Source organism: Streptomyces cellostaticus, from assembly GCF_001513965.1.
In the GTDB taxonomy this organism is placed as follows: domain Bacteria; phylum Actinomycetota; class Actinomycetes; order Streptomycetales; family Streptomycetaceae; genus Streptomyces; species Streptomyces cellostaticus.
In genome coordinates this window covers 384017-407009 of sequence record NZ_KQ948020.1, presented here as the reverse complement: position 1 = coordinate 407009, position 22993 = coordinate 384017, and the positions used below count along the sequence as shown (strand labels likewise).

The 22993-nt window shown below is 70.0% G+C and carries 19 protein-coding genes and 1 pseudogene; 7 read left to right on the top strand and 13 right to left on the bottom strand.

Features of this window, described 5'->3' with window-relative positions; translation table 11 throughout:
* Positions 1–1574: type I polyketide synthase (locus tag AQI88_RS15050; RefSeq protein ID WP_167357457.1), on the bottom strand; the 1574-nt coding region annotated here is incomplete at its 3' end.
* Positions 1575–2659: 1085 nt separating this feature from the next.
* On the opposite strand from AQI88_RS15050, the gene AQI88_RS15045 reads away from it, so the two are divergent.
* Positions 2660–3448, top strand: coding sequence for a thioesterase II family protein (locus AQI88_RS15045; protein WP_066998070.1), 789 nt, complete (start codon positions 2660–2662; stop codon positions 3446–3448).
* A gap of 168 nt (positions 3449–3616) precedes the next feature.
* Here the strand turns inward: AQI88_RS15045 and AQI88_RS15040 are convergent, their stop codons facing one another.
* The 3 genes from AQI88_RS15040 to AQI88_RS15030 form a co-directional block, all read right to left on the bottom strand.
* A complete protein-coding gene (locus tag AQI88_RS15040) occupies positions 3617–4402 on the bottom strand; it encodes a thioesterase II family protein (RefSeq protein WP_066998067.1) in 786 nt (261 codons plus the stop codon).
* Between the two features lie 57 nt (positions 4403–4459).
* Complete coding sequence (locus AQI88_RS15035; RefSeq protein WP_066998065.1) at positions 4460–6085, bottom strand: AfsR/SARP family transcriptional regulator; 1626 nt, start codon at positions 6083–6085, stop codon at positions 4460–4462.
* A gap of 849 nt (positions 6086–6934) precedes the next feature.
* Positions 6935–7399, bottom strand: coding sequence for a MarR family winged helix-turn-helix transcriptional regulator (locus tag AQI88_RS15030; RefSeq protein ID WP_066998062.1), 465 nt, complete (start codon positions 7397–7399; stop codon positions 6935–6937).
* Between the two features lie 116 nt (positions 7400–7515).
* Here AQI88_RS15030 and AQI88_RS15025 point away from each other — a divergent pair, with 116 nt between their 5' ends.
* Positions 7516–8994, top strand: coding sequence for an FUSC family protein (locus AQI88_RS15025; RefSeq protein WP_066998058.1), 1479 nt, complete (start codon positions 7516–7518; stop codon positions 8992–8994).
* 11 nt (positions 8995–9005) lie between these two features.
* On the opposite strand, the gene AQI88_RS15020 is transcribed toward AQI88_RS15025, so the two are convergent.
* Positions 9006–10277: a cytochrome P450 gene (locus tag AQI88_RS15020; RefSeq protein ID WP_066998055.1), complete on the bottom strand. Its 1272-nt coding sequence runs from the start codon at positions 10275–10277 to the stop codon at positions 9006–9008.
* Positions 10278–10425: 148 nt separating this feature from the next.
* Positions 10426–11925 carry an aldehyde dehydrogenase gene (locus tag AQI88_RS15015; protein ID WP_066998052.1) on the bottom strand — a complete coding sequence of 500 codons (1500 nt, stop codon included), beginning with the start codon at positions 11923–11925 and terminating at the stop codon, positions 10426–10428.
* Between the two features lie 273 nt (positions 11926–12198).
* Here AQI88_RS15015 and hemE point away from each other — a divergent pair, with 273 nt between their 5' ends.
* Positions 12199–13314, top strand: coding sequence for a uroporphyrinogen decarboxylase (gene hemE / locus AQI88_RS15010; protein WP_107118561.1), 1116 nt, complete (start codon positions 12199–12201; stop codon positions 13312–13314).
* Positions 13315–13575: 261 nt separating this feature from the next.
* Here the strand turns inward: hemE and AQI88_RS15005 are convergent, their stop codons facing one another.
* The 4 genes from AQI88_RS15005 to AQI88_RS14990 all read right to left on the bottom strand — a co-directional run bounded on the left by AQI88_RS15005 (position 13576) and on the right by AQI88_RS14990 (position 15916).
* Entirely contained in the window at positions 13576–14850 is a 1275-nt protein-coding gene (locus tag AQI88_RS15005) for a cytochrome P450 (protein WP_107118560.1), read from the bottom strand.
* Position 14851: 1 nt separating this feature from the next.
* Positions 14852–15052, bottom strand: coding sequence for a ferredoxin (locus AQI88_RS15000; protein WP_066998049.1), 201 nt, complete (start codon positions 15050–15052; stop codon positions 14852–14854).
* The gene (locus AQI88_RS14995) at positions 15049–15246 is read right to left on the bottom strand and encodes a hypothetical protein (protein ID WP_159050338.1); all 198 of its coding nucleotides are present in this window, start codon (positions 15244–15246) and stop codon (positions 15049–15051) included. The genes AQI88_RS15000 and AQI88_RS14995 overlap by 4 nt, the downstream gene beginning before the upstream one ends.
* A 349-nt stretch (positions 15247–15595) precedes the next feature.
* Positions 15596–15916, bottom strand: a complete 321-nt coding sequence (locus tag AQI88_RS14990) for a hypothetical protein (protein ID WP_066998043.1) — start codon at positions 15914–15916, stop codon at positions 15596–15598.
* Between the two features lie 636 nt (positions 15917–16552).
* Here AQI88_RS14990 and AQI88_RS14985 point away from each other — a divergent pair.
* A complete protein-coding gene (locus AQI88_RS14985) occupies positions 16553–16753 on the top strand; it encodes a ferredoxin (protein ID WP_066998040.1) in 201 nt (66 codons plus the stop codon).
* A 1-nt stretch (position 16754) separates the two neighbouring features.
* Positions 16755–18026: a cytochrome P450 gene (locus tag AQI88_RS14980; RefSeq protein WP_167357456.1), complete on the top strand. Its 1272-nt coding sequence runs from the start codon at positions 16755–16757 to the stop codon at positions 18024–18026.
* A gap of 179 nt (positions 18027–18205) precedes the next feature.
* Here AQI88_RS14980 and AQI88_RS14975 read toward each other — a convergent pair whose 3' ends face one another.
* Positions 18206–19192 (bottom strand): MsnO8 family LLM class oxidoreductase, encoded by a 987-nt coding sequence (locus AQI88_RS14975; RefSeq protein WP_066998035.1) that lies wholly within the window; start codon positions 19190–19192, stop codon positions 18206–18208.
* Positions 19193–19548: 356 nt separating this feature from the next.
* On the opposite strand from AQI88_RS14975, the gene AQI88_RS14970 reads away from it, so the two are divergent.
* Positions 19549–20091, top strand: coding sequence for a GNAT family N-acetyltransferase (locus AQI88_RS14970; RefSeq protein ID WP_079057583.1), 543 nt, complete (start codon positions 19549–19551; stop codon positions 20089–20091).
* A gap of 219 nt (positions 20092–20310) precedes the next feature.
* Here AQI88_RS14970 and AQI88_RS49070 read toward each other — a convergent pair.
* A pseudogene (locus tag AQI88_RS49070) lies at positions 20311–20367 on the bottom strand (hypothetical protein); the annotation flags it as partial.
* A 378-nt stretch (positions 20368–20745) separates the two neighbouring features.
* Here AQI88_RS49070 and AQI88_RS48795 point away from each other — a divergent pair.
* On the top strand, positions 20746–21216 hold the full coding sequence (locus AQI88_RS48795) for a DIP1984 family protein (RefSeq protein WP_066998185.1): 471 nt from the start codon (positions 20746–20748) through the stop codon (positions 21214–21216).
* Between the two features lie 414 nt (positions 21217–21630).
* Here AQI88_RS48795 and AQI88_RS14960 read toward each other — a convergent pair whose 3' ends face one another.
* Positions 21631–22866, bottom strand: coding sequence for an alpha/beta hydrolase family protein (locus AQI88_RS14960; protein WP_066998032.1), 1236 nt, complete (start codon positions 22864–22866; stop codon positions 21631–21633).
* Positions 22867–22993 lie beyond the last annotated feature (127 nt).

The window sequence follows — 22993 nt, the reverse complement described above, 5'->3', positions numbered from 1 at the left end:
AACAGCTGGTCACGGTCCCGGCCGACCACCGCCAACCGGTGCGAGAACGCCGTCGTCCGCGTCACCGCCAACGACAACGCCACATCCCCGACCGCAACCTCCGGACGATCAGCCACGAACCCCGCCAACCGACCCGCCTGCGCAGCCAGCGCCGCACCAGACCGCGCCGACACCACCCACGCCACCGGACCCACAGACTCCAGCCCCAACTCCGAGGCAGACTCCGGCTCCGCCCCGGCCTCAGGTGCCGCCGACCGTTCGAGGACGGGTGCCTCGCCAACCACCACGTGGCAGTTGGTGCCGCCCATCCCGAAGGAACTGACCCCGGCGATGAGCGGCCGGTCGGCCTGCGGCCAGGGCGTGGTCCGGGTCTGGACCCGCAGGTTCAGCTCGTCGAGCGGAATCTGCGGGTTCGGCTCACGGAAGTTCAGGCTGGCCGGGATCTCGCGCCCGCGGATGGCCAACGCGACCTTGAGGAAACCGGCGATTCCCGCCGCGGACTCGAGGTGGCCGATGTTCGTCTTGACCGAGCCGACGGCCAGCGGGCCGTGCTCGCGACGGTCCCGCCCCAGCGCGGCGCCGAGCGCCGCCGCCTCAAGCGGGTCGCCGACCCGGGTCCCGGTGCCGTGCAGTTCGACGTACTGCACGTCCGCCGGCTGCAGGCCCGCGAGCTGGTGGGCGCGCCTGATGACCGCTTCCTGCGCCGCGCTGCTCGGGACGGTCAGACCGTCGCTGGCGCCGTCGTTGTTGACTGCGCTGCCGCGGATCACGCAGTACACGGGATCACCGGCGGCCAACGCGCTCGACAGGGGCTTAAGGACGAGCACGCCGCCGCCCTCGCCGCGCGCGTAGCCGTTGGCGCGCGAGTCGAACGTGAAGCAGCGCCCGTCCGGCGAGAGGCCGCCGAACTTCGCTTCCTCGGCCGCCGTCTCCTGGCTGATGCTGAGCTTGACCCCGCCGACCAGCACGCTGGTGCACTCCCCGCGGCGCAGGCTCTCGCACGCCAGGTGAACGGCGACCAGCGAGGACGACTGGGCCGTGTCCACCGTCATGCTCGGACCGCTCAGTCCGAGCGCGTAGGACACCCGGTTGGCGATCATGCCGCGCTGCAGGCCGGTGTTGCTGTGCGCCGTTATCGCGTCCGTGCCGCGCCCGCGCAGCAGCGCGGCGTAGTCGTCGCGGTTCGCTCCGATGAAGACGCCGATCCGGTCACCGCGGACGTTGCCCGGCACGATGCCGGCGTCCTCGAACGCCTCCCAGCTCAGCTCAAGCACCAGCCGCTGCTGGGGATCCATCGCGATGGCTTCGCGGGGAGAGATGCCGAAGAATTCGGCGTCGAACCGGTCGACGCTCTCCAGGTAGCCGCCGAAGGAGGTGCCGGGCAGGGCTTCGCCCGCCCGCGGGCGACCGATCTCCTCCCGGTCCGCCGGCACTCGCGTGATCGCGTCGCCACCGCCGCGGAGAAGCTGCCAGAAGGCACCGAGGTCCGGTGCCTTGGGCAGACGGCATGACATGCCGATGACCGCGATCATGTCATCCTGCGCAGGAAGTTGTTCAGCGCCTGGCATGTCCATCCGTCCCCTGCGAAGAAGGAAATTAGCGTTCTCAGAAGGCTGTGAGCCTGTTACCGCCGGCACCGTCCGCCGCTGCGGCGCCTCTGTGCCCGAGTCAGTGGTGCTGTGCGCGCTGACCACACCGCGCCCGGTCCCGGTGCCGCAGTCCGCCCGCACCGGTCAGCGGGAGGCCTGGCGTCCGGGACGAACGCGTACAGGGTGCCGACCCTCGGGTGCCCGCTGACGGCGCGGCAGATCGGCGTGTCAGGGGTCGCTGGGAGTCCCCCCGTCCCGCGCCGGGTGACCCAGCGGCACGGACACGAAGAGCACCGCAAGCCGGTCGTCCCCGACCGAGCCGCGGCGACTCGCCCCCGAAGACACGCAGCAGGCTCACCGGCCGATCTTCCAGTCCCTCATGGGAGGAAGCTCACCACGTGGGCGGACGGCCCGAAAATGACGCCGTTCCACCAGGCGCCCATCGGGAGGCAACCAGGTCATCCCGCCAGGGTGCCGAATCGGACACGCGGCGCACGCCCAGGTGGGCGGACGCCCGGATCCAGGCGGTCATCACCGGGGAACTGCGGAGTTCCCGGTGGATGGAATCCCGGCATTCGGCGGTTCACGCGCCGCCCCGCGGCCATCTCCCGGTTCGGCGGCGTCCAGGCCGCGTTGCCGTGCCGGGCTCCGCTCGCGAGGTCTGCGTACGGGTGGCCGCCGGAGGACGGGACCGGTGCGGATCTCCACCTGTTATCGTGGCGGATCGCCCGTCAACAACGGGGCCGGGCCGGGGAGCTGGGCGCCGTGCCGGCGTTCGCCGGGGCGTACGCCGCTGTCGTTTCCGGCGCTCGGCTGACCGTCGTTTCCCGTCGGTCCGTGGGATCGAGCGGCCTGCTCGCCCGGACCCGACGAAGGTGTGTCACCGGATCGAGGACGCCGAGCCCGGTCGCGGACTCGTTCCTGGTTCCCGGCACGACAACCTGGTTCCCGGCACGACGACATCGAGGGCCACGGCATCCAGCGTGGCGGTTGCGCATGAGGTGCGAGCGATGGGGGCCCGTGGCATATGCATCCCGAATCATCCTGCTGGTACTAGCACTTGGAGTGGCATGTCCGTCTTGTCTGTCGATGATGATCTGTGGTGCCGCCGCTACCACCCGTCCCCTACGGCCACGGCTCGCCTGGTGTGCTTCCCGCACGCGGGCGGCTCGGCACCGTTCTACTTGCCCGTCGCAACGGCTCTCAGCCCCGATGTGGACGTCATCGCCATCCAGTACCCCGGGCGGCTGGAGCGCCGCACGGAGCAGCCGTTGACGGATGTGGACGCGTTCGCCGAGCGGATCCACGACCTCCTGCTGCGGCAACCGCCGCTTCCGGTCACGTTCTTCGGCCACAGCCTCGGCGCCACCATCGCCTTCGAGACCGTCCGTCGGCTGGAGGCCGGCGGCAGCGAGGTCGCGCACCTGTTCGCGTCCGGCCGCCGCGCCCCGTCCGCCCATCGTGAGGCGCGCGGCGTCCACCTGCGGGACGACGACGGCATCCTCGCCGAGGTGCGCCGGCTGAACGGCACGGCCGCGAGTGTCCTCGGTGACCAGGAGCTGATGCGGGCCGCCTTGCCGTCCTTGCGTGCTGACTACCAGGCAGCTGAGACCTACCGGTGCGCCCCTGAGGCGACCATCGACTGCGCGGTCACGGTCCTGACCGGCGACACCGACCCGGAGACGACGTTGCCCGAGGCCCACGCATGGGAGCGGCACACCACCAGTACGTGCACTGTCCGCACGTTCCCGGGCGGGCACTTCTTCATCACGGCGCACGTGAACGCGATCACCGCCCTGCTCAAGGAGCACTTCGCGCGAACGGCCGGCTCCGACCGCGGGACCGCGGTCCGTCCTTGACGACTCGGTGACCGGCGCGCGAGCCGATCACCGTCCCTTCCACCGTGACCGGAAGACCCGGGTGCCCGGTGCCGGGCCGGCCAACACCTCTACCGCCTCCGCGATGCAGCGGTAGGCGGTAGAGGTAGAGGTAGAGGTAGAGGTGCTCCCGGTGCCGAACCCGGCTGCTCAGCGGCGCAGGCCGGTTCCCGTCGTGGGGGCGAGGCGGTCGGACACCACCGACACGACCCCGGCGATCTCCTTGACCAGGTAGAAGTGCCCGCCGGGGAAGACCCGGAAATCGAAGCCGCCTTCCGGCGCCTGCTCCTCCCAGTCCCTGACCTCCTCGACGCTGGCCTCCCGGTCCCGGTCCCCGACGATCGCGGTCACGGGGCAGCGCAGTGGGTCGCCCGCGACGTAGCGGTACCGCCCCACGGCCGTGTAGTCGCCGCGGAGCGTCGGCAGCACCATTTCCCGCACTTCCCGGTTCTCCATCGCCCGGGCTTGCGGGCCGCGCCGCGAGCGGATCTCCGCGACGATCGCTTCGTCGTCGAGCAGGTGGTGCGTTTCCTCGCGGTAGCGGGTGGGGGCGCGTCGGCCGGAGACGAACAGGTGCGCGGGCTGGCCCGGGTGGTCCCGCTGGAGGCGCCGGGCGACCTCGAAGGCGAGCACGGCGCCCATGCTGTGGCCGAACAGCGACAGCGGACGGTCCAGCGCCCCGGTCAGTGCGTGGGCGATGTGGTCCGCCAGGGTGGGGATGTCGTCGATGCAGGGCTCGGCCCGCCGGTCCTGGCGTCCGGGGTACTGCACCGCGAGGACGTCCACGGCCGGAGCCAGCGCTCGCGCCATCGGAAGAAAGAAGGGGGCGGAGGCGCCCGCGTGCGGGAAGCAGACCAGGCGGTTCTCCGCGTGGTCGGCAGGCGCGAACCGCCTGAGCCACAGGCTCTCGTCATCCGATCCGTCGTCGATTCCCATGCGGTCCCTCCTGACGTTCCTGGTGCTCCTGGTCGATGTCCGGGCCTGAAACGGGGTTCACGCGCCCTCCGGCAGCGCCGCCCAGCCGTGCGCGGCGTCCGCGGGCAGCAGGACGCTGACGGTGACCTCGACCACCGCGTTCTCCGGTATGCCGCCCCCGCGGCGGCTGATCCTCTCGATCAGCGGCGACGCGTGCTGCCCGGTGATGCCGGCGAGCAGCCCGCGCAGCTTCTTGATCTTGTCGGGGCCTCCGATGAGCATTTTCACCCGGTCCGGCCGGTGTGGTTCCGGAAGGAGTTCGACCGCCTCCCACGCACCGTCGCCGACCCGCTCGTACCGCACGCTGCACTCGGTGGCGCGCTTGGTCTCCTCGCCGACCCAGACCTGTCCCGCAGGGGCGGCGCTGGCCAGTTGGAGGCACCGGCCGACGACGGCGCTGTCGAGGGCGCGCAGGGTGCCGTCGCCGGGACGGTAGCTGTGGATCGTGTCGGTGGAGACGACGGCGACCCTGACCGCCGTCTGCGGGACCCCGCCGTCGGCGGCGTCGCGGAGGGGCCGGGCCCGCTCAAGCGCGGCACGGATCGCCAGGGCGGCCTCGACGGCCCGATCGGGGGCGTGGTCGGCGTCGTCGAACAGGATCCAACTCACGGACGCGATCCTGCTGATGACCACCCCGCCGTACCGGCTGACCTCGCGGTCCACCGTCGCGGCCACCGTGTCGAACGCGGACGCCGTCTCGGCGACGTCCGCCCCGGGCCTGACCTCGCCGACGACGGCCAGCACGGTGGCCAACTGCCCCTGGGGCAGCGGCACGTCGCAGCCATCCGTCGGGACGAGCTCCGGGCGGCGGGGCTCGGCGGGCAGTTCCTCGGGCGGCGCGGCAGCCGGCACCGCCTGGTCGGCCAGGACGGCGGTCGGCCAGGGGCCCCCCACGATGCCGCTGTCGCCGAGCGCGGGCATCTCACCGCCGTGCCAGTCCAGCCGCACGTCCTGATTGAGGATCAGGTGTTCGAGCTCCTGGAGTTCCCGGCTCGGCTCCAGCCCGTGGGCCTCGATCAGCGACACGCGGGCGCGGCGGTAGACGTCGAGCGCGTCCGACTGCCGGCCGCACCGGTACATCGCGAGCATCAGCTGCGCCACCAGGCGTTCGTGGGACAGCTCCCGTGCGGCGAACAGTTCGAGTTCCGCGATCACCTCGCGGTGCCGCCCGCAGGCGAGTTCGGCATCGAACAGTTCCTCGACGGCGACGAAATACGCGTTCTGGACCGCGGCGGCCTCGGGCCACGCAGCGCACGTCTCGGCCAGGTCGGCGAGGACCCGTCCGCGCCAGACGTCGAGCGCGTCGCGGAGCACTCGGCGTGCGGATTCCCAGTCGGCGTCGGCGGCGTACGCACGGCCCCGTTCGGTGCGCTGCGTGAACAGGTTCAGGTCGATGCTGCTGGGTTCGACGCGCAGCAGGTACCCGGGCGTGTGGGTGAGCAGTACGGGCGGGTCAGCGCTTCCGCCGTCGTAGGCCAGCATTCCGCGCAGCGCGGAAGCCGCATTCTGCAGCATCTTCCGTGCGGTCGGCGGAATGCGGCCTTCCCAGAGGGAATCGAGCAGTTTGCTCGACGGGACGATCCGGTTCGCCCTCAGGAGCAGCATGCCCAGCATCGCGCGCTGCTTGATCCCGCCAAGCGGCACGACCCTGTCCTGGGAAACCACTTCCAGTGGACCTAGGATATTGAACTGCAATTTGTCCTCCCGTCATGCGCGACGCAGTTCGTCCACAATTATTGGACAGGTCTGCAAAGTACTCAGAAATCAATGAGTTACAGGAATTCATGGACTATCGGGGTTGCTGGACTGCTGAGGGTGGTCCAGAGCGGGAGAAGATTATCCGTAGAGCCCTTGCCGACGCTGCTGGCGGCACAAATGGACATATCTGGCACTATGTCAGAGAACGATGGCGGCCCAGGAATGCATTGCGGTGGAGTCGCGCATTTCACCGGCCGCTCACACCGTCGGGAATCTTGATGCGGTTCTTCGGCCTCCCGGTTCCGCGGCCTTTTCTCGAAGGTGCATCACCTTTTGCGGAAGGGCAGCTCTCACTTGCCCGACCGGCTCCCGTCCGAGGACGTCGCGGCCGTACCGGACACTCGCATGGGCCGTGACCTGCGCGGAGAGCATCATCCGCGGTCGCTCCGGCACTAATCCCGTCATCATCCCTGCCATCCCCCGATCGCCGCCCCATGAGGTTACACGAGTGCAGCGTGAAAGTAGATGCGGATATGTATCCACACCGATCTCCTTGCGCTGCCTACGGCACCCCTTCCCTAGCTCCCCCTCCGTACCCGCTGCAAAACCTCGGCCACCCCGGAGAGCGATTGAGACATGATTCACACCAGGGGATGTTCGTGATATCGGCTGGAGCTCTGGTTTGTCCACGTTTTTCCCGCACCCGATATTCGGTAAAGATTTGGTGTGATGACTCAAAGTCAAATGCAGCTGACTCAGCGTCGAATTCGCGCCGCCCGCCCCGGGCCGAGCCCGTCAGGGGGTGCGCGTCCCCGTCCGCCCGTCCAGGCCGGCCGTGGCGGGGGCGTCGGCCAGCTGGTTGAGCAGCTGGGCAGCCAGGGCGAGCAACTGCTGCTCGACCGGGCTGAGCGCGCCGAGGGCGCTGCCGAGCCATTCGGCCCGCTGCGCGAGATCGTCGGACAGTGCCTGGGCGCCGGCGTCGGCGATCGAGAGGATCGAGGCACGCCGGTCGGTCTCCGAACGCTGCCTGGTGATCAGGCCGTCGGCCTCCAGCTCGGCGAAGGTCCGGGTCAGGGCTTGGAGTTGCTGGTGCTCGGCGAGGGCCACGGCGCTGGGGGTGCAGGGCCCGTTCCGACGCAGGTGGCCCAGCACGATGATCTTGTTCGGCGTCAGGGCACCGGGCGGGCGCTCGTGGCGCAGGCGGGAGCCCAGTCGGAGCAAGCCCTGGAGCAGGGCCTGGGTGCAGTCGTCGGTGTCCATCGGTCAATACTAAACAATCATGTAGCATTAGCAGGAGAGATGCCCCGGAAATCTGCGCAAAGTCGGCCATGCAGAGGGTGGGAATGCTAATCAATGGCTATTATTCTGCGGTGGCAATGGTCGCCGTGCTGGGCTCCTTCTTCACGGCGGTGGAGGTCGCGCGCCTCGCCGCGGGGTACCCGGGGGCGGTGCTCGGGGTGCCGGCCGTGATCTTCGCGTTCACGGTGTCGCGCCGCCCTGGCGGTGAGCCGGTCCCGCAGAAGGTCATGGCGGCCGCCGCGCTCTCGTTCCTCGCAGGGGCGAGCGTCTGGCTCGGTTCGCAGATGGCCGTTCACCCCGTGATCGGCGGGGCGGTGTTCGTGGTGCTGATGGCGGGTTCGATCTGGACCAGGCGGTTCGGAGCGGCGGTCACCCGGCTGGGGGCGCTGGTTCCGCTGGCGCTGATCGCCGCCCTGCTGTCCGCCGGATCCGGTACGGGGCACATGGCGTGGTGGCCGGTCTGCGGATGGATGGCGCTAGTGGGGTTCAGTGCCTTCGTGTGGGTCCGCGTCGTGCGCCGGGTCGCCGAGAAGCTGACCGGCCTTCCGGGTTCGCCGCCGGGGCAGGCCCCTGCCAAGCGGTCGGCGCAGCGCGCCGGACTGTCGCCCCGCACCCGGATGGCCCTGCAGATGGCGGTGGCGCTGACCTCCGCGTTCTCACTCGGGCACCTGATGTTCGGCGAGCACTGGCAGTGGTGCGTGATCAGCGCGATGGTCGTCAGCCTCGGGCCGGTCGGCCGCGGCGACCTGGCCCTCAAGGGCGTCGAGCGCGGACTGGGCGCGATGGCGGGCACGCTCGTCGCGGCCCTGATCGCCGCGGTGGCCGAACCCCACGGCACCACCAGCATCGTGCTGATCTTCGTGGTACTGGCTGTGGCCTCGACCCTGCGCGCCTACAACTACGCCTGCTACGCCGCAGGCATCACGACGGCGCTGTCCCTGTTCTACGGGTACTTCGGCCAGTCCCCCCAACACCTGCTGCTCATCCGCCTGCAGGCGCTGGTCCTGGGGGCCGTGCTGGCGGTGGTCGTGGGCTGGTTCCTCGTGCCGGTGCGGACGGGCGACGCGGTGCGCGCACGGCTGGGCGCGACCCTCGCCGCACTCACCTCGGTGCTCGATGCCCGCCGCGACGGGGCCTCCACCGCCAAGGCGCTCGCCGCGTTCGACGCCGCGGCCGCCAACCTGAACGCCAGCACGCGTTCGCACCGGCTGTACCGGACGGCCACCCGGAGGCTGGGCACGGCGCACCGGATCACGCCGGCCGACGCCGGCGAGGCGCTGCTCGCGACCCGCGGCCCGGTGCACGCCCTGGCCGCGAGCGAGCCCGGCCCGTGCGAGCGTGCCACCGCCGAGACCGTCAGGCTGCTGCGCCGCGCGGTGTCGGCCCCGGCGGACCCCCTGCCCGAGCTGCCGGAACCCGCTCCGACGGCACCGCTGGCCGATCTCGACGCCGCGCTCCGGCAGTTCGCCGCCGCGCTCCCGTCCCTCTCCAGGCGCCGGCCGCCCGAGGTGGCCGGCAGCGGCGAGGCCCTCCAGCCGCCCGTTTCCGCCGCCTGACTGACCCGCCGTCAGCTCGACGTGGTCAGCCGGAGGTGCTCAAGACCGCGCATGACGGTGTGGGGCTTCCACACCGGCGGCTCGGTCATCCGGGACTCGGCGAGGACGGGCAGCAGCCGGCGCAGGGCGATGGCGGCCTCGGCGCGTCCCAGCGGGGCGCCCAGGCAGAAGTGGATCCCGTGGCCGAACGACAGGTGCCGGCGGGCGGGGCGGACGAAATCGAAGGCCTCCGGGTCATCGCCGAGTGCCTCGTCGCGGTTGGCCGCGCCGACGAGCATGAGGGCACGCGCGCCGGCCGGGACCGTGGTGGTGCCGACCGTCGTGTCCTCCAGCGCGGAACGGACCAGGAGCTGGATGGGGGGGTCGTAGCGGAGGGCCTCTTCGACGCACCTCTCGACCAGGTCCGGGTCGGCCTGCAGGGCGGCGAGCTGGGCGGGGTGGTCGAGCAGGGCGAGGACGCACCCGCCGATGAGGCTGCGGGTGGTCTCGTGGCCGGCGATGAGCAGCAGCCGGCAGGTGATGATGATCTCGTGCTCGGTCAGGGCGCCGTCCTCGTCGTGGACGTGGACGAGGGCGGAGACGAGGTCGTCGCCCGGTTCGCGGCGCCGCTTGGGGATCAGCGCCCCGAGGTACTCGTGGAAGCTGTCACGGGCCGCGCGCATCGTGACGCGGGACTCGGGCGTGATGAGGAAGCTGGGGTCGATGCTCCGGGACAGCTGCTCGGACCAGGTCACCACCATCGGCCGGTCGGCCTCCGGGATGCCGAGCAGCTCGCTGATCACCCGGACCGGCAGCGGGAGTGCGAGGTCGCCGATGACATCGAAGCTCGGGTTGAGGTCGCCCACCAGCTCGTTGGTGATCGCCTCGATGCGCGGCATCAGGGCCCGGACGCTCGCCGGGGTGAGGGCGCGGGACACCAGGCGGCGCAGCCTCGTGTGGTCGGGCGGGTTCAGCCGGAGCATGTTGCTGGCGTTGTCCTGGGCGGTGACCACGGCCGTGTCGTCATCGGCGCCACCGGCATTGGCCGGGGCGGCGGATGCCGGCCGGCCGCTGCCCCGCCACAGGGTGCGCAGCGGGCTGGCCCCCCTCGGCGCGTGGCCGAAGGCCGGGTTGCCGAGGACCGCCGCGCAGTCCTCGTAGCGGCTGAAGACGAACAGCTTCTCGTGCGGCCGGACGACCGACTGCCGCGCACGCCACTTCGCGTATTCCGGGTACGGGTCACCGAGGCCGAAGAGAGCGGCGAGGGCCTGGAGCTCCTCCGGGCGGACCTCAAGGTCAGTCATCAGTGTGTCCCCGTCGGCTGTGCGGGCTCACGGGTGAGCCGGGTGGTCAGTGAGGTGTCGATCAACGTGGCGGGCAGGGGCCGGGCGACGTGCGGCGCGGCCCGCGGGCACGCGGTGGCCGCGTACGGGCCGGCGAGCGGTCGCGCCGTCAGAGGACGGTGTCCTCGTACCCGGCCGGCCGGCCTTCGAGGATCACGGTCTTGGTCTCGAGGTAGGGCAGCAGTCCCTCGCGTCCTCCTTCGCGGCCGATGCCGGACTGCTTGAACCCGCCGAACGCGATGCCAAGGTCGCTGCGCAGCGCGTTGTGGCCGACAGTGCCGGAGCGCAGTTGCCCGGCGACCTCGCGGGCCCGGTTGACGTCGTTGGTGAACACCGCCGCGTTGAGGCCGTAGATGGTGTCGTTGGCGATCCGGACCGCGTCCTGCTCGTCGGCCGCGGGGATGACGGACAGCACGGGGCCGAAGATCTCCTCCTGGGCGATGACCGAGCGGTTGTCGACGTTGCCGAACACGGTGGGCTCGACGTACCAGCCCCGGGTCAGGCCCTTCGGGCGACCGCCGCCCGTGGCCAGCATGGCCCCTTCCGCGACGCCCTTGGCGATGTACCCCTCGACCCGGTCCCGCTGCCGGCTGGCCGCCAGCGGCCCCATCTGCGAGCGCGGGTCGAACGGGTCCCCCACGCGCACCCGGGAGAACACGCCGGCGAGGGCCTCGACCAGTTCGTCGTGCCGCGAGCGGCTGACCACGATCCGGGTCAGCGACGCGCAGACCTGGCCGGTGAGGAGGCACTCGGCCTGGGCGAGGCTGCGCGCGGCCGTCCCAAGGTCCATGTCGTCGAGGATCACGGCGGCGGACTTGCCGCCGAGCTCCAGCGTGCAGCGGGCCACGCGCTCGCCGCAGATCGAGGCGATGCGCCGTCCCGCGGCCGTCGACCCGGTGAACGTGATCTTGTCCACCCGCGGGTCGCGCACCAGCAGCTCGGACACCTCGCGGTCCGCGGTGACAACGTTGAGCACGCCGGGCGGCAGCCCGGCCGCCGCGGCGGCCTCGGCGATCAGGTAGCCCTCCCCCGGCGCCTCGGGCGCCGACTTCAGGACCACCGTGCACCCGGCGAGCAGCGCGGGGCCGACCTTGTTGCTGATCATCCCCATCGGGGCGTTCCACGGAATGATCGCACCGACCACACCGGCCGGCTCACGGACGATCATGCCGAACTGTCCGCCGGCCGTCGGCTTGACCGGCTCCTCGAACGGGAACGTGCCGGCCAGCGCGGCGTACCGCTTGAAGGCGGCCTCCGCGCCCGTGCCGGCGTGCGCGGCGAAGGTGTACAGGACCCCGGACTCGCGCGGCCAGATCTCGGCGATGTCCTCGCCGCGGAGCCTGAGTTCCGCACCGATCGCCCGCAGGTACCCGGCCCGCTCGGCCGGCGTCAGCCGCGGCCAGGGGCCGTCGTCGAAGGCCTCCCGCGCCGCCGCGACGGCCCTGGACATGTCGGCGGCCTGCGCCTGGGCGACCCTGAAGTAGAGCTCCTCGGTCGCGGAGTCGATCACGTCGATCGTGGCGCCGGACGACGGCACCACCCACTGACCGCCGATGAAGAAACGGTCCGTCCGACCGATCGGCGCCTCCGCGCGTCCAGCCAGGCTCATCCGGTCACCCTCCCGATCGCCGCCTCCACGGCGCTCATGCTCGCGTGCGCCGGGCGGACGCGTAAATTGCGCTCTGCCTACGATCCGCCACTGCGGGGTAACTGGGACTTTCATTCCGGGGCCTTGCCCGCTTTGGCTCCTGACTGACAGTCAGCGGCCTGCCGGGCCACCCAAAAGGGCTCTGCTACGCTGACGCCGTCCCCCATTGATGGGGTCCGACGTCGCTACTTGAGCCCCGTCAACACCCGGGGCAATTCAACAGGATGGAACAACGTGGCCATCGGCATCCAGGAAGCAGTCAGTCCGAAGCCGGGGTCCGGCAATGTCCAGCCCAAGAAGCTGCTTCTGCGCGCACTCGCGGGAGAGCGGACCGAGCGGCCGCCGATCTGGCTGATGCGGCAGGCCGGACGCTACCTGCCCGAGTACCACCGGGTCCGTGAGGCGGCCGGCGGCATGGTGGGGCTCTGCACCACGCCCGAGCACGCCGTCGAGGTCACCCTGCAGCCGCTGCGCCGCTTCCCGCTCGACGCCGCCATCGTGTTCGCGGACCTTCCGCAGGTCGCCGCCGCACTGGGCCAGACCCTGGACTACCGGGTCGGCGAGGGGCCGGTATTGACGCCGCCCGTCCGTTCGACGGCGGACATCGCCGAATTCCTGAGCATCTCCCGCCTCCACGAGGAACTGGCCCCGATCTACGAGACGGTCAGTCAGCTGACCCGCGCCCTGCCCGCCGAGACGGCCCTGATCGGCTATGCCGGCGCACCGTGGACCATTGCCACCTACATGGTCGAAGGCCGCGGCGGCGCCGCGTCGGAGCACTCCGTCGTCAAACAGTGGGCGCTGAGCGACCCCGACGGATTCCAGCCCCTGATGGACCTGCTGACGGCCGCCATCGTCCAATTCCTCGGCCGCCAGATCGAGGCGGGCGCGGAAGCGGTCCAGTTGTTCGACAGTTGGGCCGGGGTGCTTCCGGACGTCCTTTTCGAGCGCTGGTGCGTCAAGCCGATCGCCGCCATCATCAGCGCGCTGAAGGCGCAGTACCCCGACGTTCCCGTCATCGCGTTCCCCCGGGGCGCCGGGCTCTCCTACGACGGCTTCGCCGAGGCGACCGGCGCGGACTGCATCGGCCTGGACTCCACGGTTCCGCTCGAATGGGCCGCGCGGAACCTCCAGCGCGGCCTGGGCCGCTGCGTGCAGGGCAACCTCGACCCCCAGCTCCTGATCGCCGGCGGCCCCGCGCTCCACGCCGAGACGGAGCGCATCCTGCGCGGCCTGAGCGGGGGGCCGTTCGTGTTCAACCTGGGACACGGCATCGTCAAGACCACGCCCATCGAGCACGTCACGGCCGTCGTCGAGCAGGTGCGCGCCTGGAGCACGCCCACGGCGTAGGGCCGGCCGGAAACCCCGGCCGCGCACCGCGCGGGCCGGCCGGGGTTCGGCAGCGACCTCAAGGGGCAGCTTCGGCCCGGGAGTTCGTGGTGGTGAGGCGTAGGCGGGTTCCGCAGGAAGGCTCCGCAGGAAGGTTCCGTAGGCGGCGGGTGGGCCGTGGCCGGTCCTGCCGTGCAGTCAAGGGGCCCTGGGTACCCGGCTCGCGCCGGGTACCCAGGGCCCCTTGACTTGCTGCGGTCCGCCCGGCGTCCGCTGAGACCGTCAGCCGACGCGGAGCGGAAGGCACAGCGGCCCGCGGGCCAGGCGACCGCCCCAGACCACCGTGGACGGGTCCTGGAGGCTGAACTCGGGGATCCGCTCGAGCCAGACCTCCAGTGCGACGCGGAGCTCCATCCGGGCCAGGTGCGAGCCCAGGCAGCGGTGGATGCCGAGGCCGAACGCGGCGTGCCGGTTGCCTTCGCGGTCGATGATGACCTCGTCGGCCCGGTCGAACTGCGCCGGGTCCCGGTTGGCGGCCGGGAAGGACAGCAGCACCCAGTCGTCGGCCTTCATGTCGACGCCCCGCCAGTGCATGTCCTCCTTCACCAGCCGGGACATGGTGACCGGCGCGAAGGCACGGAGGAACTCCTCCATCGCGGTCGGCAGCAACTCCGGCTCGGCCACCAGGCGCTCGCGGTCCTGCGGGTTCCCGGCCAGGTGCCACAGGGACGAGCCGATCGACTTGGACGTCGTGCCGATCCCCGCCGCGAAGAGCAGCAGCATCATGCTGATGATGTGGTTCGGGTCGAGCTTGCGGCCGCGGAGCTCCACGTTGAGGAGGTAGGTGATGAGGTCCTCACGCGGGTTCTTGACGTGCTCCTTGATCTCCGCGAGCAGGAAGACGAACATCTTGCTCAGCTGTTCGACGTGCTCGTCCCGCGAGTCGAGGGCGTCCTCGCGGTTGATGTTCGCGATGAGCTCGCGGAACTGCTTCCGGTCCCCCTGCGGGATGCCGAGCAGGTCACCGATGACCTGCTCGGGGACCCGCTGCGCGTACTCCTCGGCCGCGTCGACGACGTCCCGTCCCTGGAAGCCGTCGATGAGGGAGTGGCAGTACGCCCTCGTGGTCGGCTCGAGCCTGGCGACCGCGGTCTTGGTGAACGCCGGCAGCAGCAGCTTGCGCGCGCCGTGGTGGAACGGCGGGTCGGAGGTGATGGGCGGGAGTTCGCCGATCGGCGCCAGGTCCCGCGGCGGCCGGAAGTTGCCCACGTTCACCGACCGCGAGGAGAAGCGGTCGGTGTCGTAGGCGACCGCCGCGATGTCCTCGTACAGGGTCGGCACCCACGCGCCACCGAACCGCTCGGTGTGCGCGATCGGGCACCGCTGCCGCAGGTCGTCCATGATCGGGAAGGGATCCTCGGACCACCGCGGATCCAGGTGCGAGAAGTCCGTCGCCCAGTCGGTGACCGGGCCTGAGATGGTCTCGCTGCGGATGGTGTGGTACCGGTCCCGGTCCGGGTCCCGGAAGTCCTTGTTGAAGCGATCGTCGGCGGTCACGTCACGCCCCCTCGATCAGGGTGATCGCCCGCTCCGGGCAGCTCGCGACCGCGAGGCGGGCCTCGCGCTCGTTGCCCGTCGGCACGGTGCCGTCGCCGGGAACGTTGCCGTAGCCCTCGACGTCCTCGCCGAACACGCCGGGGGCGATGTCGTAGCAGCGGCCGTGTCCTTGGCAGCGCCCTGAGTCGATCTGAACTTTCACAGTGAACCGTCCCACTTGTCATGAGGCTGATCCGCATGGCCCCGTTCGGCCATCCTGCACGGCAGGCCGGCGGCGGCGGAGGTCTCCGGGAAGGCGATGACGCCCCGGCCCGGCGGGTTCGACGGGCGTACGGGCCCCATGGCCACGGGCGGTCCCCTCAGCATGCGGTCGAGCCGGATACCTGCGGTGTTCATGCTGCCCGGCATCGCGCGGTCACGGAAAGGGCGGTCGGCCATCACCCGGCCATCGCGGGGTAATTCAGTGCCCATTCCGGGGAACGCCGCCGCCGGGGTGCCGCGGCCGGGGCACCGGGATCGGCCAGGAATCCGAGGGTTGACATACAGATACACGCCGTCGGCTGGCTGGACGGCGTGTATCTGGGCAGCGGGGCCGTGGCTCCACGGTGGGTTCGAGCCGGTGGACGCGGGGCGGCGAGCCGACCACCGCGGCAAGCTGATCACCGCGAGGAGCCGATCACCACGGCGAGTTCGGCGAGATCCGCCCGCCAGGTCCAGGACCGCCGGCGCGAAGACCGGACCGCTCTCAGTCCGTACCGGCAGCGGCGGCCACGGGCTCCTTGGCCTCGGCCTCGGCGCCCTCGGCGCCCCCCGGCTGGGCCGGGACGGTGAGCTCGGACACGCTGAGCTCCGGCACCTCCGTCACCGCCGCAAGAGCTGATTCGATGGCGTCAGCCAGCGTCGGGGACACGGCGTCATCGAAGTCCATCCTCGTGACGGTGACTTCGGCGTTGGTCGGAAGCACGTCGGTGCCGAAGTCGGCAGCGCCGCCGCAACCCACCTTCAGGGTGGTCATTTCGTCCTCGGTAATCTCCCGGCTGAGAACCAGCGAGAACACATACCCCATTGACTGTCACCTTTTCATCTTCTGTGTATCGCGGTATCGCGGAAACGTACTTGAGCAGGCGGATGTGATGTGTCGTCAGAGGGCGGTGTGCTCGTATCCGGCCGACCCTCGAGGATCACCATCTCTTCGTCGTTGCCAGGCCCGTCGCGCCCTCATGTTTGCTGGCGCCGCGCGGTCGTGTAAAGGGTGGTCAGCCATCGCTCGGCCACTGCCAGGTAACTGGCACACGCCGCGGACCGCGGCCCCGTCGCCTCCGGGAGCCGTCGTCACCGGCGACGCCGTCAGCGCCGTCACCGCCGTCGTCACGGGCGCCGGCGTTCCCCGCAATGGGCACACAGTTACCCCGCGATGGTCGGACGATGGCTGACCGCCCTTTCCGCGACCGCTCGGTGCCAGGAAGCATGGACCGCGTCGGCACCCGGCACGTCGCACGCTGAGGAGACCACTCGTGGGCATCCGGCCCACTGAACTCGCCGGGTTCCGGCGGGTTCCGGTCGCCGCTGCACGCACCCTGCGAGGACCCCGTGCTCGCGTGGGCCGCGGCATGGAGCTGATCGAACGGCACGACGAGCCCGGCACGACGAGGTATGCCGAACGGGCGTGCAGATCAGTTTCACGACAAGGGGACGGTTCACTGTGGAAGTTCAGATCGACTCCGGGCGCTGCCAAGGCCACGGCCGCTGCTACGACATCGCCCCCGGCGTGTTCGGCGAGGACGTCGAGGGCTACGGCAACGTTCCCGGCGACGGCACCGTGCCGACGGGCAACGAGCGCGAGGCCCGCCTCGCGGTCGCGAGCTGCCCGGAGCGGGCGATCACCCTGATCGAGGGGGCGTGACGTGACCGCCGACGATCGCTTCAACAAGGACTTCCGGCACTCCGACCGGGACCGGTTCCACGTTTCGCGCGGCAAGATCATCACCGGCCCGGTCACCGACTGGGCGACCGACTTCTCGCACCTGGATCCGCGGTGGTCCGCGGACCCCTTCCCGATCATGGACGACCTGCGGCAGCGGTGCCCGATCGCGCACACCGAACGGTTCGGTGGCGCGTGGCTGCCGACCCTGTACGAGGACATCGCGGCGATCGCCTACGACACCGACCGCTTCTCCTCGCTCGGAACCAACCTGAGCGAGTTCCGCCCGCCGCGGGAGCTGGCGCCGATCGGTGAAGCACCGCCCATCACCTCCGACCCGCCGTTCCACCACGGCGCGCGCAAGCTGCTGCTGCCGGCGTTCACCAAGACCGCGGTCGCCAAGCTTGAGCCCGGCACGAGGGCGTTCTGCCACTCCCTCATCGACGGCCTGAAGGGGCGGAACGTCGTCGACGCCGCCCACGACTACGCGCAGCAGATCCCGAGCCGGGTCATCGGCGACCTGCTCGGCCTGCCGCCGGAGGACCGGGAACGGTTCCACGAGCTCGCCACCAACCTGGAAGGCGAGGGCAAGCAGTCGCGGGACGAGCGCATCGAGCACATGGGCCGGGTGTTCATCTACCTCCTCGCGGAGGTCAACAAGCACATCGAGCAGCCGCGTGACGACCTCATCAGCTACCTCCTCAACGCGGAGCTCCACGGCCGCAAGCTCGAACCGAACCACGTCATCGGCACCATCATGCTGCTGCTCATCGCCGGCATCAGCACCACCTACAGCGCGATCGGCACGTCCCTGTGGCACCTGGCCGGGCACCCGCAGGACCGCGAGCGCCTGGTGGCCGAGCCGGAGTTGCTGCCGACCGCGATGGAGGAGTTCCTCCGCGCCTACGCGCCGGTCACCATGGCCCGGCTCGTGAAGGACGACATGCACTGGCGGGGCGTCGACATGAAGGCCGACGACTGGATCCTGCTCTCCTTCCCGGCCGCCAACCGGGACCCGGCCCAGTTCGACCGGGCCGACGAGGTCATCATCGACCGCGAAGGCAACCGGCACGCCGCGTTCGGCCTCGGCATCCACCGCTGCCTGGGCTCCCACCTGGCCCGCATGGAACTCCGCGTCGCACTGGAGGTCTGGCTCGAGCGGATCCCCGAGTTCAGCCTCCAGGACCCGTCCGCGGTGGCCTGGGGCGGGACCCAGGCCCGCGGACCGAAGACCCTTCCCCTGCGGATCCGCTAGCCGACCCGTGCCCGCCCTCGGGCGGGCACGGACGGCGATCAACCTGAGAGCGGCCGCAGGTGACTCTCCGTCGCCGTCGCCGTGCTCCGGTGTGATGACGCTGGTGCGCCGCAGTTGATGCGCGCGCGGGGCAGCCCGGGTGGGCGGGTCGGGACGGACGGTTCAGTGCGGCGTGGTTGTCACGGTGCTTTCGTGGCCACGCAGTGCTTCTTGATGAGGTCGTAGGAGCGCACGCGGGCGTCGAGGTCGTAGACAGGTGTGGTCAGCATGAGTTCATCCGCTCCGGTCTCGGCGGCCAGTTGCGCGAGCCGGCGTACGACGGCCTCGGGCGTCCCGCACGCCTGCTGTGCACGGAAACCGGCAAGCGCCTGCCGTTCCTCCGCCGTGAAGGGATGGGCGGCGGCATCCGCGGGCGTGGGGAAGGGAATCTCGCTCAGACCTTTGAGCAGCCCGGCCTTGACGACGTCCATGGGCCCGGCTCGCCATGCCGCTTCCTGCTCCGTCTCAGCGCATATCGCCTCCACGCACACCACAACCCGGGGCTGCTCGCACCAGCGGGACGGGATGAACGCCGCCCGGTAGCGCTCCAGCACCGTGAAGGTGTTGTCCGGCCGGATGTGGTGTGCGACGGCGATCGGCAGGCCGAGTCGCGCGGCGAGGGCGGCACCTGCGGTACTGGAGCACAGCAGCCATGGCTCCGGCAGCGGGCCGAGTGCCACTTCGTCGACCAGAAAGGACAGGATCGCAGCGACATCGTCGTGGTACTGCGCGTCCGTCGCCGGTCCGGCTCCGCGGCGCAATTCCCGCGCGGTGGCCTCATCGAAGGTGCCAGGGCCGCGGCCGATACCCAGGTCGATGCGGTCCGCGTGCAACGCGGCCAGTGTTCCGAACTGCTCCGCCAGCGTGATGGGCGCATGGTTGGGCGCCAGCACTCCGCCCGACCCGAGCCGGATGACTGAGGTCGAGGCCGCCGCATGAGCGATCAGCACCACGGGTGGGAACGCACCGATCGCGGGTGAATGGTGGTGCTCGGCGTACCAGATCCGGTGATACCCCAGTAGTTCGAGCCTGCGAGCGAAGGTGGCGGTGTCACGCAGGGTCTCCACGCCACGGGTCCCTGATTCGACCACCGCGACTTCCAGCGCTGAAATCGGCACATCGATCATGCCGTCAGCATAGGGATCGGTGTGCGCCTCAGGTGCGGTGGTCCCCACCGCCACGGTGCTCGGGCCGGTGGGTGAGGTCTGTGCGCCAGTTGCCTCCGGTCCGCGATCGCCACACTGGTCGACCGCATCAGTCGCTACGTCCGCCTCGTCCCACTGCCCGACAGACACGACGCCGAAGCCGTCCGTGGACCACCTGTGATCACCGAAGCCACCAGCCAAGCAGAGGCGGCGCGGGGCGTGCCGCGAACGGAGGCGACACAGCGAGGGAGCCCCGCATCGCTCCGACACACCAGGGCATGTATCGAAAGTGCCTGGTGAGGATGGCGGAGAGCCCATTTGTGATCCAGAATGCTTGGATGGTCAGGCTTGAGACTCCCCGTTTGATCCTGCGTCGCTGGCGCGAGGAAGACGTTGCGCCCATGGCTGCCGTCAATGCCGACCCCGAGGTCATGCGGTGGATCCGTGACGGCAGCGTCCGTGACGAACAGCAGACTCGCGGCGGGGTCCAGGCATGGGAGAGCGAGTGGGAGTCACAGGGCTTCGGCCTGTTCGCCGTGGAGATCCGGTCCACTGGTGAGACGGCTGGGTTCACCGGCCTTTCGGTGCCCGACTTCTTGCCGGAGGTACTGCCGGCGGTTGAGGTCGGCTGGCGGCTGGGACGTTCCCACTGGGGGCAGGGCTTGGCCACCGAGGCCGCTGCGGCCGCTGTACGGTTCGGGTTCGAAGAGCGAGGGCTGGAGCGGATCGTCAGCATCGCTCAAGTGGGCAACGACGCCTCTGAACGGATCATGACCAAACTGGGGATGCATCCGGTCCGTGAGACCGTCAATCCCACCTACGGTCGGCGAGTACGGGTGTTCGAGTTGTCGTCGGACCAGTACGTCACAACCACTCGTTGACGGCGGCAACGAGGACGGTAGCTTCGTAGCGGACCGCGAGTTTGATGCCCCTATGGATGTCAACGCGCTGTCGTCGCAGTGCACTTGGGTGGATTGATCGTCTGGTAGATCTCTCGTGCGACGTAGCGTTTGAGTCCTCTGAGTCAAGTCAGGTGGCTGTGAGGCGTTGGGCAGCGGGGTGGCTCCGCACTCGGCGGCGGCGTGTTCGGCGGACTCGACGCGGTCAAGGACTGGGCCGACCTCGGCGAGCAGCTGTGCGAGGTTGATGGTGCCCACGCCGGGCAGCTGAGCAAGGAGGATGGCGCGCGGGTGCCTGGCGAGGCGGTCCTTGATGGTCGTCTCGAGCTGGGCGATGGTCGTCTGCAGGCTGCGCAGGAGCTGGACTTGCGCGGTGATGAGCGCGGTGAGGACGTCGGCGGGGAGGCTGACGACGACAGCCTTGAGCTGGTTGATCGCCTGGGTGCGGGCCTTGACCGCCGAGCCCTTGGCGAGTTTGTACCTCCGGGTGATCTCCACCGGTCCCTCGCCTGGCGTGCACGCGGCGGCCTGGGTTCCCGTGGCTGGTCAGGGCTGCGGCGGAGCAAAATCCAGGTGCGTATGAGCCGGTTCGCGCTCGTATACTCGTGCGGGCTCATGGAGGGGGAGGTGGAGACAGTGAAGCTTGCTGAGGCACTGGCCGAACGTGCGGAGGCGACGCGCCGTGTAGAACAGCTGCGAGCGCGTGTCATCAGCAGTGCGCGGTACCAGGAAGGGGAGACGCCCGCCGAGGATGCAGCTCAGCTGCTGGCTGAGGCCGGTGAGGTGCTGGACGCTCTGGAAACGTTGATCCGGCGGATCAACCGGACCAATGCCACCGTGGAGATGGGTCCGGACGGCACGCTCACCGATGCCCTCGCACGCCGGGATGTCCTGCGGTTGCGTCACTCTGTGGTCACCGCGGCGGCGGACGCGGCGGCGGGTAAGGGCGAGCGGGGATACGGCCGGCAGCTTCGGTCCGAGCTGATGATGCTTTCCGCGCTTCCGGTCGCGGAACTGCGCGGTCAGGCAGATGCCCTCGCCCGGGAGATCCGCGAGGTCGATGTGCGGATCCAGCGCACGAACTGGGAGGTCGATCTGCTGGACTGAGTAGTCCGGCAAGCTGGGATGATGTGGAGCAGGTAGCAGCTTCGGAGGCGTGCACACACCGAGGGCCGGCGGTTTTCCAGCCCACTCCTGGCGCGTGAAGAGCAACGCGGGGGTTCGACTCCCCAATTGACAGTGCAGCTCAGCACCGCGTACAGGTAACGGTGCACATCGCACAGCACATCACCACGTGCAGATCCGAGGCGGCGAGGGCGGGTTCGGGGCTCTCCACATCGCAGCACCATGGAGACGGCGATCTCCGGCGGTGCCAGACGCAGTGCGACAGGACACGAGTCGTCCTGTCGCGTTCCAGCTGACGGCTTCTCACTCGACCTCATGCGGGGTGGCAGACCCTCACCGCGCCACGCGCTGAGTGTCGGCATGTGCGCTTTGGCCGCCACTCGATCGCGGGTGGTCTCAGCGGGCCGTGTCGAACTCGCGCACTACCTGTGGCAGAGCCTTGAGGACCGTGGTGCTGTGGTCGAACTCTCCGACATCGCTGAGCTGTTGGTCAGCCCCATGGGCAGTCAGCTGGCGCTGGCAGCGCAGGGAGTTCGTAAAGGAGACGTCCTTGTCGCCCCTGGCGTGAAAGAGGTGTACTGGGACGTCGGGCCGCCAGTCACACGTGGTGTCCATCACCTCCAGTTTGCGTCGCAGATCCCCCGTGGGGTGGCGCACTTTCTGAAGGAATTCTTCGGTGAACAGTTGCTTTGAGGTCTTGGGCAGTGCGGCCGCGAGTTCCGACGCCTTGTGGTCGCCGTCGAACAGCGTCTGTACCGTCTTGTCGTAAGGGGCTCGGAACGCCTGGTCCGGGGCGCCGTACAGGCCATACATCCGGTTCCACGCGGTCGCGAAATAGGCGAGGTAGAGCGGGGACCGTTCGACCTTGTCGTCTGCTGCGGCGGCCTCGAAACCGCTCAGATCGAACGGGCCGGAGACCGGGGCGAGGGCACCCGGACGGAAATACGGATCGACGCCCTGCTGCAGGGCCCGCCCGACCAGCATCGTGGCGGGGCCGCCTTGTGAGAACCCGCTGATGAGTACGCGCCGATCGAGGCCGCGCCCCTCCCTGCGGGCGAACGTACGTGTCGCCCGCAACGCGTCCACCGAAGCGGTAACGGTCGCCTTCGGGTTCCCGTACGGATGGATTCCGGGGCCTTTTCCCAGGCCTAGGTAGTCCGGGGCGGATACCGCGCGTCCGGTCGAGGCGAACAGCAGCGCCGTGGCCCGGTCGGGCGATTCGTCGTTCACCGAGGCCACCTCTCCTCGGTACACCTCGGTGCCGTGCAGCCAGGACACGACCCGAAGGCTGCGTTCGTCGTTCTTCGGCATCGCGACCAGCTCGCTGGCTGTGGTGGGTGTGCCCTTGAAATCGACGGTGCGATACACGATCCGGTGAGCTTGCACGCCGTAGCGGACCTGTGTTGCATCGATACCCGTCTTGGTCAGGCGGGCTGCGATTTCCTTGGCGTCCAGGTCCGCCACGGGGGTCACGGAGACCACCGAACCGCGCGTGGCGGGATGCTGGTGAGCAGGCGAGGAAGAGCGCCGGCTGTCGTCGTCGCACCCAGCCCCCGCCAGTACGGTCACGGCACACACCAGGGCGAGCGCGGCGTGCTTGGCTGATCTTCCGTCGAACCGAGAAATGTTCATGGCTGGACTCTGCCGTTCCCGGCACACTCGGCGCATTGCGACCAACACCCCACTCAGCAGGGGGTTTTCCCTACCCGCGTGGCGAACCCTGAGCAACTGATTCATGGCCTGGTACCCGGGCAAGCTG